Consider the following 13313-nt stretch of genomic DNA (forward strand, 5'->3'; position numbering starts at 1 on the left):
AATGTAATCTATAATTGATATTATGACAAGTACTCTTTACATTTTGACTAATATAATAGAATATTTGTCCATTTAACTGATAAATAAAAATCGGGAATAGGCGTTCCATATTTTCACTTTTTGGGTTAGCCTGCCGCCTATGCTAAAAGCCCGTCAAGATCGCATGTTCCTATTCCTGGCTGTGATGTCCATTGTGACAACCATGGGCTTTCAGGTCTGGCGAACCCTTTTTAATAATTTTGCAGTTGATGTTGTAGGCCTGGGCGGCAACCATATTGGTGTGATTCAATCCGTGAGGGAGATTCCTGGATTTTTGGCCCTCCTGGTGGTTTTTGTCACTCTGGTCATCAAAGAGCACCGTCTTTCTGCCCTCTCGGTTGCTTTTCTGGGTCTTGGAATCAGCCTCACAGGCGTATTCCCTTCATTTACTGGTCTTATTTTCACCACCCTGATCATGAGTTTTGGATTTCACTATTTTGAAACCACGAATCAGTCCCTGACACTCCAATATTTTGATACCCACACCTCTCCATGGGTCATGGGAAAACTGCGCAGTTATTCGTCTGCTTCAGCCATTATTATTGGTTTTGTTTTACTGGGAGCCAGCTCGGTTCTCAGCTACGAATTAATGTTTGGTATCCTGGGTGGCTTAATCGTCATTGCCGGACTTTGGGGCATGTTTCAAAATCCCACACGGCAAGATGTAGTACCCCAGCAAAAGAAGATGATTTTCAGAAAACGCTACGGCCTCTACTATTTCCTCACCTTTATGGCAGGTGCTCGTCGTCAGATTTTTGTGGCCTTCGCCGTTTTCCTGCTGGTGGAAAAGTTTCAGTTCAGCGTTAAAGAAATCACCATGCTATTCATGCTCAACAATGCCATCAATTACTTTCTCAGTCCCTTGATTGGCAAGGCCATCATTCGTTTTGGTGAACAAAAGGTACTCTCCGTTGAATATTTCAGTCTCATCTTTATTTTTATCGCATATGCCACAGTAGAAACCAAGGCAGTCATGGCTGTCCTCTACATCCTTGATCATATTTTCTTCAACTTTTCCATGGGTATACGCACATTCTTCCAAAAGGTAGGCGATGCCGACCACATGGCTCCCACCATGGCCATGGGCTTCACCATCAATCACATTGCTGCAGTGGTTATCCCCGTCTTAGGTGGCCTGGCCTGGATTATTGACTATCGAATTCCATTTGTCGCTGGTGCCGTGATGAGTCTTATCTCACTTATTGCAGTTCAATATATTTCCGGTAGTATCCGCAAAGCTGAAATCAGACATAACGCGGTAACGACCTAAGTAAGAAAGCGATCCTCCAGCTCTGGCGTCGGAATCATGCAGACGTCCTTTTTTCCAAACCAGACATATCTATTTTTTGCGATCCAGTCGTAAATCCTATTACGGAATGAGGTGGGCAAGAATTTAAAAATTGCCAAGGGTCGGTAGAATCCGCCCAATAGCTGAAAAACATCCAACACAGCATCGCTTTTTAGAGAGAACGACTTTTCATGAATCAGAACGACTGAATTGATTTCATCTGGATTAAGGTCATGCTGATCCAAAAGGGATCGTCCCAGTGGTGATTGTAGGCTGGCAAACCGAAACATGGCCTGTGGATCCCGCTTGATGACAGCCAGCACAGATCCGCTGCACAAGTTGCAATAACCATCAAAAAGCAGGGTGGGGTGATCCATTGTTGTGACTTCGACTGACATCCCGTGATACTAATCCTATTTTTCAGCAGTTGTCAAGCTGAGTTGCAAAATTTAGCTTAGACGATAAAGGAGAAAACCATGCAAATTAAAATTGAATATTGCGTTACCTGAAACTACCTACCCCGAGCAACCAGTTTGGTTGCAGGCATTCTTGATAGATTCGGAAATGAAGTCGAAGACCTTACCATCCTGCCTTCATCAGGTGGAGCTTATAATATCTGGAAGGACAATAAATTGATCTTTTCAAAAAAAGAACTGGGTCGATTCCCCCTGAGTGATGATGAGGTGATTAACCAATTGGGATAGGTTTTTATCCATCCCCCTCTCTTTGACACATCCCCAAAAAAGTCAACCCAGGTTCAATCTGAGCCTGGGTTTTTATTTATGCCTATACACACCAAGAAAAAACACCTGTAAGTATTGTAATTGTTAAGCTTTTGATATTTGCATGTGGGCAATCATGCATTTAGTTTGGTAAGAATATTTACAAACTAGTTGAGCTAACATTCAACGGCAATAAATGGAGCTACTATGACCAAAAAAGTGGGGACTACTATCTGCTTACTTATCCTCTGTTCAACATTTGCTCTGGCTGAGCAAATTGAGACCAAGGGTGACCCAATAGCACTGAGTCGACCTGGAGAATATTATATGGGACCCAAGTGGTCACCCGATGGAGACCAGATTGCAGCTGGGGGACCTAGCTATACCGGTCTCTATCTTTTAGATTTCCCTACAGGAAATGTCAGACAAATCAGTAGTGACTACTCAGCAGGATATGGATTTGCATGGTCACATGATGGAACTCGAATTGCCTCCAAAATTTCACATTTCAACAACATGCGACGCTCCCATACCCTTGTCAGTTTTACTATCTCCGATGGCAGTATGGAATCCCTATCCACACCTCGCACCAGAATGAGTGGCACACCCCTCTGGACAGAAGATGATTCACATCTGTATCTCACCTTTGCTGAAAAATTTGAAAGCTTCCCCACCAGTGATTCAAACCAGGGACTGAGCCAACCACAGGTCAATTATATTAAAGATGGTCGCTTCCAGACCAGGATGACCCAACCATTGAAAGCCGAATCCTCAGAAACCACACAATTTTCAGATCAGGATCATATCTATAGTTATGCCCTATCCCCAGATGGTTCACATGTGGTTTACTCAACTGCCGGGCAAAATCTATGGCTGGCAAAAGTAAATGGTGATGACCGTGTGAGTCTCGGAAGAGGCAGTGCACCGGCCTGGTCTCCAGATGGTGAGTGGATCACTTTTATGCTCACTTTTGATGATGGTCATTCCGTCACTGCTTCAGACATCTACGCCATCCATATTGATGGCAGTGCCCGCACCAAGTTGACAGAAACCCCCGACCTGTTTGAAATGAACCCCCAGTGGTCACCTGATGGCGCCTGGATTGTCTATGATACCGATCAAAGCGGCCAACTATTCATTCAACAAGTGGGCTGGAGGTAGGTATGAAAAATTTAATGCTCTTCCTCATCCTTGGAATGACACTATTGAATGCCCAGGTTACCGGCCTATCTGGTTGGAACATTTTTGTCGATCCTGGTCATAGTCGCACTCAGAATATGGGTGTAAATGGGTACTCAGAAGCTGAGGAAACGCTTCAGACAGCGCTCCATTTGCGTCAACTTCTACTCTCAAAAACAGACATCGACACGGTATGGTCTTCCCGGTATAATGATCAGGTTGATGTAAGTCTACCCGAGAGAACTGCTGACGCCAACAATAGGGGTGCTGCATGGTTTCACTCTATTCATAGCAATGCTGGTGGTGCCACCAGCAACAATGTGCTCCTCCTCTGGGGTGAACTCTGGGATGGCACCCCAGATCCACCAGTCGGTGGTGAAGGCATGAGCGATATCATGGTAGAGGTGCTTTCAGACGTCATGCGTATTCCCCAAAGCTCTGCTGGATCCATTGGAGATTGTAGTTTTTATTCCCCCTGGCATTCAAGTCCCTGTACAGTGAATAATCCAGGGCCCTGGCTTCATGTAAATCGGGTAACAACGATGGCCAGCGAATTGAGCGAACAGGGATATCATACAAATCCTCTTCAAAATCAGCTGTTTATGAACACCGACTATACGCGCATGCTGGCCTATAGCATGTTCTGGACTATTCTCGATAATTTTAATCTTGAACGACCTTACCCCGGTATTCTTGCTGGAATCATTACTGATTCAGAGACAGGTATCCGCCTAAATGGCGCTACCGTTGAGGTCAATGGCCAATCATACACCACTGATTCATATGAATCTCAGTTTTATCAATACAGCTCGGATCCAAATGAATTACACAACGGCTTCTATTTCTTTGAAGACCTGCCTGATTCAGGCTATGAAGTTATCGTGTCTGCAGAGGGATATTATACAGACACTTTGATAGTAACAGATATGTCAGATGATTTTGTGACCTATCTGGATATTCTCATGGCTCCCAACACGCCGCCATATATTGTGGAATCTAATCCAGAAGAGGGTGACTCCCTCTTTGCTGCCTGGAGGAATCCATCCATTACTTTTTCCCGAACCATGGACCGGGCTACTGTTGAAGCTGCTTTTTCCATCGACCCGGCTACGGCTGGATCCTTCTTTTTCACAAGAGATGTCAAGCGAATGTCATTCATTGTAGAAGACACACTTGAGTTTCTCACGGACTACACGATTACAATCGCCGGGACAGCCACAGACTTTTCTGGCAATCCCATTGACGGCAACCGGGACACCGTGGGTGGTGATGACTGGAATTTACATTTCAGAACCGGACCAGAAGACATGACAGCTCCATATGTTACTTCAACCAACCCATCCTCTGGTTCCAATTCAGTCGATTTGAAACCAATTTTCAATTTTACATGGAATGAGGAACTGGATTCTGCCAGCGTCAGTGCAGACCTGCTGGTTTTTGAGCGCGTTACCGATTCCCAGTTGCAAGCATTCGAATTGGAACATCATGTCATTGACTCAAAGAGTATTCTCGTTGTTTATGCCCTGAATGATTTGCTGGATAGTGAAGCCTATCGTTTAAGAATATTACCTGGAATAAAAGATCTCACTGGGAATATCCGTACTCAGGAAGTCCTCGTGAATTTCACAACAACACATTATGATTATGATGCAACAAGTATCGATAATTTTGAAACCGATGCTGTGAACTTTTGGTGGGCCCTAACTGGATCAGGGAGCACAACAGGAATTCTTTTAGATTTTAGCAGTAGAGACTTTGTAACAGATCTCAGCGTGTTTACTGACACAGATAGCACATCCCTCCGGATAGATTATGGCTGGGATACTAGTGCTGACTCGTGGCTTATTCGCGAATATTTAAGCGGTGGTGCCGGTCGGGATGTTCACTATAACTCCAGCAAAATGATGCAAGCCTGGATTTTCGGCGATGGAAATGGAAACACCTTCCGTTTTTGCGTGGATGATAATATTGGTGGTGCCGGCGCCCATGAGGTGAGTCCCTGGTACAATATCAACTGGTATGGCTGGAAGCTGGTCACCTGGGATATGGCAGTGGACGGTACAGGAGTCTGGATCGGTGATGGAAACCTGGATGGTACACTTGAATTTGACAGCATCCAGCTTAGCTACACACCAGGCAATGACAACATTGGAACCTATCATATTGACAATCTTCGAGTGGTTGACAGGAATTATCTCGATGTTGACGAGAGGGAGTTGCAACAGCCAGTTGAATTTGCACTCCTGCCCAATTATCCCAACCCCTTCAACCCCTGGACAACCATTCCATTTACGCTCGTCGAACCAGCCCGAGCTTCAGTGACCGTCTATAACCTGAGGGGAGAGTTTGTATCCACCCTGATCAGTGGAAATCTTGGAACCGGATATCATGAGACACGCTGGAACGCTTCTGATGTACCGTCTGGAGTATACGTGATCAAATTGGAATCAAATGGCGTATCAAAATCGCGCAAGATCATGGTTCTAAAATAGAGGAGTAGTCAGACAGCGTTTAAGCCAGATCACTTTTATTTAAGCCCCTGAGCCTTATGTTCGGGGGCTTTTCACATGCAGTTATGAATGCATAAAAACTTAATTTATGGGGTGAGAGAAATGATACCCCAGGGAAGTGGGACTTTGAAGATAAAATATTTTGCATTGATTTTAGCCCTTTCCACAATCCTGCTGGGCAAGGACATGGTCATAAAGGATACACAGGTGCTCCTCAGCACCGTCAATACGCCTTTCTATTTCCCTGCCTACACCATGGATGGGGAATCAATATTATTGACTCAAAATGCCTATACTGGACTCTGGATATTAAACAGGTCCTCAGAAGAACTGCGCCAGATCACCAGCGTTCAGGGTGCTGGATATCAGCCCCGTAGTCTGTCTGATGGAACTGTCATCTATCGCCAGGATGACTATCAGAAGGGCAGAAAATTCACCTCCCTTTACAAAGCTGATGCATCAGGCAATCACCTCATTGCAGAGGGAGCTAGGTTCGTATCACCGGCCAACATGGTTGACCATCGAATGCTCTATTTAATTGACGAAACACCAACCATCCTCAATGCCATCACCGGCCAGCGCGAGAGGAATCTGGCAGATTATACAACCATCCTAAATGACAAGCTCTCCATAAAGCTATTCAAGGCGGGTGTTCAAACTATCCTGGCTCCACAGGGCCAGGGTAATTACATCTGGTCTGAATTATCTCCATCTGGTGATATGGTGGTATATACTATGACCGGACAGGGAACTTTTGTATGTGATCTTGACGGGAAAATTATTGCTGAACTGGGGGATGCCCATGCGGCACAATGGTCACCTGATGGTAAATACATCGTCTACATGCAAGATCTGGATGACGGTAGTCAATATACTGAATCAGAGATATGGATTGTATCCTATGATGGCCAGCATGCCTGGAAAATCACTGATACCCCCGACATTATTGAGATGTATCCTCAATGGGCACCTGACGGACAGCACGTGATTTATCATTCTCTCCAGGGTGAAATTATGGAAACCTCATTTGAGATTGTGGAGTAGGCGCAATGATGAAAAAGATATTTCTGCTGGCAATGATTGCCTCAATGGTTTTCGCACAGGATCTGACAGGTGTAAGAATCTGTATTGATCCAGGACACTCTGGACATGAAGGTGATGATCGATTTATTGAAGCAACTGGATTTTGGGAGTCTGAATCGAACTTGACCAAGGGGTTGGAACTGAGGAGTATCCTGCAGGGACTGGGTGCTGAGGTTGCCATCACCCGTACTGGCAACAATAACACAACTGATGATCTTGGGCTCTCTGAACGAGCTGCCGTGGCCAACAATTTCAATGCGGATTACTTTAACAGCAATCATAGTAATGGCTGGAATGGACAGGCCAATTATGCCATGGTTATTTATAACGGAACCACAAGTTCACCGACCTTTCCACTTGCCCGCACCATGGCCAACATCATGGCACCGCTTATTCATGATGTTAACCACACGACCCAAGACGTTTCAATCGGCGACCTGACTTTAAATCCAACCTGGACCTATGGCTATGGAGTACTTGTTCCAGCCAATATGCCAGCGACCATCTCTGAAGGTTCCTTCCATGATTATATCCCTGAATCATGGCGTCTCATGAATCTGGACTATCGTAAACATGAAGCCATGGCCTTGGCTCGCAGCTATTTGGCATATTTTGGAGAGCCCGGCTTCACGGTCGGTGCCATCGCAGGTCTCATCAAGGATTCTGATAATATCGTCTCCTACTACTCAATGGAAAGTTTGCAAGATCAATGGCTGCCTGTCAACAATATCGACGTCTCCATTGAACCAGGTGGTCACCACTACTATGGTGGTGAAAACAATAATGGCTATTTCAAAGTGGACAGCCTGGATCCTGGCACCTATGAAGTGATTGTTTCTGCTGCAGGATATGCCACAGACACATCATCCGTTACGGTGACAGCAAATCAAACAACCATATCAAATTTTTTACTGGTAAACACAGCACCACCTATGGTTATTGAATCTCATCCAGAAGACGGAGATACAACCTGGGCCGTTTGGGGAAACCCGGTTTTTGAATTTACCAAAGCCATGGATAGAACCTCACTGGAGAATGCCTTTTCCATTGAGCCATCTGCTGCAGGATTTCTCTTCTTATCTCAGGATAGAAAACGCATGAGCTGGATTCTTGCTGATTCCCTTGAATTCCTCACAGAGTATACCATCACCATTGCTGGAACCGCCATGGATGTGGCAGGGTATCCTCTCGATGGAAATCAAGATGGAACCGGTGGAGATGCTTTTTCAGTATCCTTCAGGACGAGTTCAAGAGACTATTTTGCACCAGTTATTGAAGATACCTATCCCAGTTCAAATGCTGAGCTGGTTGATTTACGTCCCGTTTTCAATATTTCCTGGGATGAAGAAATTCGTTTCGATAATGATGCTGAAAGTCGAGTGGTACTTCAGCGGGTCTCTGATTCACAGATACAAGAAACCATTCTGGAGCATTATGTCATCAATGATAAGAGTCTGCTGGTATTATATGCCACAAATGACCTCCTTGACAATGAACAATACAGGGTAAGCGTTCTACCTGGTTTCAGTGATATGTTGGGCAATATTCAAAATTCAGAAACATCAATTGATTTCACGACCTCTACCTATGATTATGCCGTCACAAATATTGACAATTACGAGGGCGGGGTAGGCAATTGGTGGCCACCCAGTGGCAGTGGCAGCACCACTGGTATTGATGGTGATCTCACCACGGTTGCGGCAAGCACTGAAACAAGCGCTCTGAATATTGGCAGCAATACAGCCATGGAATTGAATTATACCTGGCTGGAAAGCGCTGGCGCCTGGCTTTTGCGTGAGTATCTGGGTGGAGGAGCCCCTCGTAATGTCCATTTTAACTCCAGCAAAATAATGCAGGCCTACATCTTTGGTGATGGCAATGGCAATCAGTTCAGGTTTTGTGTGGACGATAATATCACCGGTAGTGGTGCCCATGAAGTCAGCCCCTGGTTTACCATTGACTGGGTCGGCTGGAGACTGGTGAACTGGGATATGTCTGAAGATGGTACTGGAACCTGGATTGGTGATGGTACTCTGAACGGCACCCTTGAATTTGACAGCATTCAGCTTACCTATGTCCCGGGTCAACCCGTAACCGGTGTCTACTATATTGATGATCTGCGGGTAGTAACCCGGGATTATCTGGCATTGGGCGATGAAGCGGTTGAGCATCCCCTGGCGTTCGCTCTGCTTCCGAACTATCCCAACCCATTTAATCCCTGGACCAGTATTCCATTTACACTGCCGGAAAATGTAGATGTATCCATTCAAGTTTATGATCTCAAGGGACATGAAGTAGCCAATTTGCTCAGGGGTCCCCTGGCTGCCGGATACCATGTGACCCGCTGGAATGCCTCCAGCATGTCTTCAGGTCTTTATCTGGTTAAAATGACAGCCAATGATATCTCGATCACACGCAAGATAACAGTTCTGAAGTAACTTGGAAACATGACAAAGACTTACCATATTCCATACATGAGAAATACATTCACCATCATTCTGCTGTTGACTGGACTATTCGTCTATGCAGATCGCGACTCAAAATATGGCACGGCTCCAGCCAGCTGGTCTAATCAAGTTGAAAAAGACATGGTTAATCTTATCTCAAAAAATGAACAAGCCAGACAGGTGTATGGACGGGTTATTAAACGCTTGCGCCGCAGCGGAGTCCCAGCCGCCTATGCCTGGCAGGTTTTCTCAAACCCCGGCATTAAAATTGAGCCTAACATTTCAGCCAGATTTTCCAAACCTGCTGAAAAAATGGAGTATACAGACTATCGCCAGATTTTTGTGAATGATAAACGCGTCAATGGTGGTGTGAAGTTTTACAACGAGCACTCCGAGCTCCTAAACAGAGTGGCCAAGCAATACGGTGTTGATCCTTTTCTGATCCTCAGCTTTGTCGGTGTAGAAACTCAATATGGACTTTATGCCTCATCCTACCCTGTTTTTAACTCCCTGCATACTATCATTCACAATATCCCCCGCAGGGCAAAATGGGCTGAGGATGAAATGGTAGCCTGGTTTATGATCTGCAGGGTTGATGGTTTGGGACCGCATGATGTAAAGGGATCGTACGCTGGTGCCTTTGGCTATGGACAGTTTATGCCAACCAGCTTTAAAAGTTATGCTGTCGATATGGATGGTGATGGAGTTCGTGAACCCTTTGAATGGGCCGACGTCATGGCCAGTATCGCCAACTATCTCCTCAAACGTGGCAACTATGATATCAGCAGTACTGATTTTTCAGAGAATTCTGCCAATTGGCGGGCTGTCTATAAATACAACCCTTCAAAGAATTACGTGAAGGTTGTACTGGAACTTCGCTCACAGCTTCAGGATGCCATCACAAAATCGTAGAACAACGACCGGCTTCTCATCCTAATTACTTGTAGATGTTTTTGCTAAGCAGTCCTGTTTGACAGTTTAATCCTGTTCGTCAGGTAACTCACCACGCCACCAATGATGTACAATAAAGCCAGGAGCACCAATCCAAATTTTGGAATGGCCATCCAGCGAGCCAGGGGTGATAAAAGCTCATTCCCGGATCCAGTAAGCAACAGAACAAGCGCTATGTTCTCAATGATATCCAGACCAGCTGCGACGAGGATTCCAAGGGCCAACCATCTCCCTAATGCTTTCAAGCTGTGAGATTTTTCCGGCATTCTATCAGCCAGGATCAAACATCCCAATGCAATGGTGGTGGCGTAGAGAAAGAGAAACAGGAAATCCAGCCCCATATTAATACCAGCCCAGGTCATTGTCGGTCCACGCCAGGATTCAATAATGCTCTGACTCCCAGCCAGCGTACCGGCAAGTTCGAAACTAACAATCCCCCCTGGAGCAGCCTCATTTACAAGAGTTGACCCAGTCATTTGCATCCCCACAATTGTGAGAAGGGTGAGCCCAAATAACAACCAGAAGAGCCACGGCTTGTTCTGAGTTTGGAATTCCTTGAAAGGGATCATTTTTCTTCTTGATGAAGGTGAACATCCCTCTGTGGAAAGGGTATGGTGATGCCAGCTTCTTCAAGCGCTATTTTAATTTTTTCGATGAGATCAAATTTTATAGCCCAATATTCTTCAGTCTTAACCCACGGACGTACGAAAAAATTCACACTGCTGTCAGCCAACTCAGATACCACAATCTGAGGTGCAGGATCATCTAAGATTCTTGACTCAGCTTCCAGAATGTTTTTAAAAATGGCTTTTGCTGTGAGGATATTGTCCCCATAGCTGATACCAAAAACCAGATCTAGACGACGTATGGGATTGGCATTAATATTGGTAATTACGCCATTGGTGATTTGACCATTGGGTACGATCATACGCTGATTATCAAAGGTGAGAAAGGTCGTGTTAAAGATGCTAATGGCCTCAACTTTACCAGTCACACCACCAGCTGTCACGGCGTCTCCTATTTTAAATGGGCGGAAGAATACCAACAGGACACCACTGGCAAAATTGCCCAATGAATCCTTAAGGGCCAGGCCAACAGCAAGTCCTGCTGCTCCAAGAATTGTTAAAAAGGAATTGGTGTTTACTCCCAATCTATCTGCTACTGCCATGAGTACGACAACCATTAAGGTGTATAATACAATCTTGTCCAAAAAGCGGATGAGTGTCTCATCTACTTCTTGCCTCTCCATGAGTTTTCTCAGTAATGCTACCAATTTTCTTGCAATCCATTTTCCAATCAGGAAAATCAGCAAGGCTCCCAGGAGGTTTAGGGAATACGTGGTGATGTACTCGGTCACCTGTTTTGTTATTTCTTGAAAATCCATAATCGCTTCCGTTCTATTTTTTTTATTTAATTTTGCTCAACAGGTTCAGGACTGGAATTCCCCATATCGACAGCAACCTTCCACTGTCCGTCATCCTGCCTGGTCCAGATGTTCAAGTATTTTCCATAACGCTTTTGTTCAACACCCTGTTCATCTTTAATGCTCAACACATATTTGCCCCAGGTCCAACCCATATCCCCAGAACCCGCCACCTCGGCTCGCTGGGGTTTCCAGGCCAGCTCGTAGTCTTCCTGTCCATCTTTCATTTCCTGGTAAATTTGTTCACGCCCAAAAACGGGATGCTGATTGTGGGACATTCCCATGGCATCTTCAGTGAGAAAATAATTAAAGGCTTCAGCCGCCCCCTTATCCAGGGACATCTGAGCAAATTGCTTGTCCGTATTTAATAACCGACGTCTCTCAGTGTCCAGATCATCATTGATATTACAGCTTGAAATCATGGTGGTAAAAATAATCAAGATTCCCAGCAAAGAGTCTAGTGTTTTAAGATTCGTCCTCATTTTTTACTCCTTGATATCAATGATGTCTTCCTGGTTGGGAATGAGACATAAAAACTCGAAGTCTTCAGTGCTCGTGGTTCTATAACTATGAGGGATGTTAGCCGGGATAAAGACCACATCATTTTTCTTAACCATGACTGTCTCCTCACCAATCACCACCTCCGCCTCACCTCCAATGCAAAACTGTTCATGCTCAACTGAGTTCGAATGCAATGGCATAAAGCCGCCTGGTTCTATGACAAAGCGCCGCATGGCAAAGTTGGGTCCCTCTTCATGAGAAATAAGCACTTGCTTGGATGTTTTTTCTCCTGTTGAGATGAGTTCCAGGGGCAAATCTTGTAGATGTTTAACAGACATATTTATTCCTATTAATTTGATTTAATCATATGGTTCTATTGCCATAGATAATAATGCCACAATATCCTGGCTGCAACCGCCCGATAAGGTCGCCACCCTTCAGCCAACTCCTGAAATTCCTCGCCCCGGGGTCGATGATCAAGTCCGAGAAGGTTCTGAAGCGCCACTTCAAGGGCCAGGTCTCCACCAGGCCAAATATCTGGCCGTCCCAGCGCCATGAGGAGGTAAATGTTGGCAGTCCAGGGTCCAATACCCGTGAGGGTAGTTAACTGAGAATACACAACTTCATCTGAAAGGTGCTCCATTTCCTCTAAATCGAGTGATTGATCTAGTACCGATTGTGCCAATATTCTGGAATAGCGTGCTTTCTGTCTACTAAATCCAATGCTCAATAAAGCGTCATCGGTTAAGCTTAGAAATGATTCTGGATTCAATGCTTCCAGGGCTGAATTGAGTTTGTCAAAACATGCTTTTGCCGAAGCCAGGGAGACTTGTTGTTCCAGGATAATATGTATCAGCGTTGGAAATCCTGGTTCTCTCGCCCATAATGGGGGCAATCCAAACCGATCTACAACCGCTTGAAGCATGGCATCACTCTGGCAGAGTATCTCAGTGGCTTTTGATAGGCTGGCTTCGTTGAGTATGACTATCTCATTCATGCGTTTATATAATATTTCTCAGACACTTCGGGGTATCGAGTAGGAGGATAGGGATTAATTCCCTATCCGTCCTCTCACACCACCCTGCGTACGGTTCCGTACAGGGCGGTTCCTTAATTTACACCTTAACATTTCGGTAATAATCCGTGAAAAAGAGGTATCCAGCTTCTTGA

The 13313-nt window shown here is 45.1% G+C and carries 13 protein-coding genes; 7 read left to right on the top strand and 6 right to left on the bottom strand.

Annotation, left to right across the window (positions count from 1 at the left end; genetic code table 11):
• The first annotated feature begins 139 nt into the window (after nucleotides 1-139).
• Nucleotides 140-1309, top strand: coding sequence for an MFS transporter (locus tag ISR87_11030; GenBank protein MBL7025980.1), 1170 nt, complete (start codon nucleotides 140-142; stop codon nucleotides 1307-1309).
• Here ISR87_11030 and ISR87_11035 read toward each other — a convergent pair.
• Nucleotides 1306-1704 carry a thiol-disulfide oxidoreductase DCC family protein gene (locus ISR87_11035; GenBank protein MBL7025981.1) on the bottom strand — a complete coding sequence of 133 codons (399 nt, stop codon included), beginning with the start codon at nucleotides 1702-1704 and terminating at the stop codon, nucleotides 1306-1308. The genes ISR87_11030 and ISR87_11035 overlap by 4 nt on opposite strands.
• A gap of 156 nt (nucleotides 1705-1860) precedes the next feature.
• On the opposite strand from ISR87_11035, the gene ISR87_11040 reads away from it, so the two are divergent.
• The 6 genes from ISR87_11040 to ISR87_11065 all read left to right on the top strand — a co-directional run bounded on the left by ISR87_11040 (nucleotide 1861) and on the right by ISR87_11065 (nucleotide 10180).
• A complete protein-coding gene (locus tag ISR87_11040; protein ID MBL7025982.1) occupies nucleotides 1861-2031 on the top strand; it encodes an Rdx family protein in 171 nt (56 codons plus the stop codon).
• Nucleotides 2032-2256: 225 nt separating this feature from the next.
• Nucleotides 2257-3210: a PD40 domain-containing protein gene (locus tag ISR87_11045; GenBank protein MBL7025983.1), complete on the top strand. Its 954-nt coding sequence runs from the start codon at nucleotides 2257-2259 to the stop codon at nucleotides 3208-3210.
• A 2-nt stretch (nucleotides 3211-3212) separates the two neighbouring features.
• Nucleotides 3213-5720: an Ig-like domain-containing protein gene (locus tag ISR87_11050; GenBank protein MBL7025984.1), complete on the top strand. Its 2508-nt coding sequence runs from the start codon at nucleotides 3213-3215 to the stop codon at nucleotides 5718-5720.
• A gap of 87 nt (nucleotides 5721-5807) precedes the next feature.
• Nucleotides 5808-6782, top strand: a complete 975-nt coding sequence (locus ISR87_11055) for a PD40 domain-containing protein (protein MBL7025985.1) — start codon at nucleotides 5808-5810, stop codon at nucleotides 6780-6782.
• A gap of 5 nt (nucleotides 6783-6787) precedes the next feature.
• The gene (locus tag ISR87_11060) at nucleotides 6788-9259 is read left to right on the top strand and encodes an Ig-like domain-containing protein (GenBank protein MBL7025986.1); all 2472 of its coding nucleotides are present in this window, start codon (nucleotides 6788-6790) and stop codon (nucleotides 9257-9259) included.
• A gap of 9 nt (nucleotides 9260-9268) precedes the next feature.
• The gene (locus ISR87_11065; GenBank protein MBL7025987.1) at nucleotides 9269-10180 is read left to right on the top strand and encodes a lytic murein transglycosylase; all 912 of its coding nucleotides are present in this window, start codon (nucleotides 9269-9271) and stop codon (nucleotides 10178-10180) included.
• A gap of 44 nt (nucleotides 10181-10224) precedes the next feature.
• Here ISR87_11065 and ISR87_11070 read toward each other — a convergent pair whose 3' ends face one another.
• The 5 genes from ISR87_11070 to ISR87_11090 form a co-directional block, all read right to left on the bottom strand.
• Nucleotides 10225-10695 (bottom strand): hypothetical protein, encoded by a 471-nt coding sequence (locus ISR87_11070; protein ID MBL7025988.1) that lies wholly within the window; start codon nucleotides 10693-10695, stop codon nucleotides 10225-10227.
• Between the two features lie 89 nt (nucleotides 10696-10784).
• Entirely contained in the window at nucleotides 10785-11603 is an 819-nt protein-coding gene (locus ISR87_11075; protein ID MBL7025989.1) for a mechanosensitive ion channel, read from the bottom strand.
• A gap of 26 nt (nucleotides 11604-11629) precedes the next feature.
• Nucleotides 11630-12124, bottom strand: a complete 495-nt coding sequence (locus ISR87_11080) for a DUF4440 domain-containing protein (GenBank protein MBL7025990.1) — start codon at nucleotides 12122-12124, stop codon at nucleotides 11630-11632.
• Between the two features lie 3 nt (nucleotides 12125-12127).
• The gene (locus ISR87_11085) at nucleotides 12128-12481 is read right to left on the bottom strand and encodes a cupin domain-containing protein (protein ID MBL7025991.1); all 354 of its coding nucleotides are present in this window, start codon (nucleotides 12479-12481) and stop codon (nucleotides 12128-12130) included.
• A gap of 35 nt (nucleotides 12482-12516) precedes the next feature.
• Nucleotides 12517-13140: a DNA-3-methyladenine glycosylase 2 family protein gene (locus ISR87_11090; GenBank protein ID MBL7025992.1), complete on the bottom strand. Its 624-nt coding sequence runs from the start codon at nucleotides 13138-13140 to the stop codon at nucleotides 12517-12519.
• Nucleotides 13141-13313: the final 173 nt, after the last annotated feature.

It is taken from the genome of Candidatus Neomarinimicrobiota bacterium, assembly GCA_016784545.1.
Taxonomy (GTDB): domain Bacteria; phylum Fidelibacterota; class UBA8477; order UBA8477; family JABMPR01; genus JABMPR01.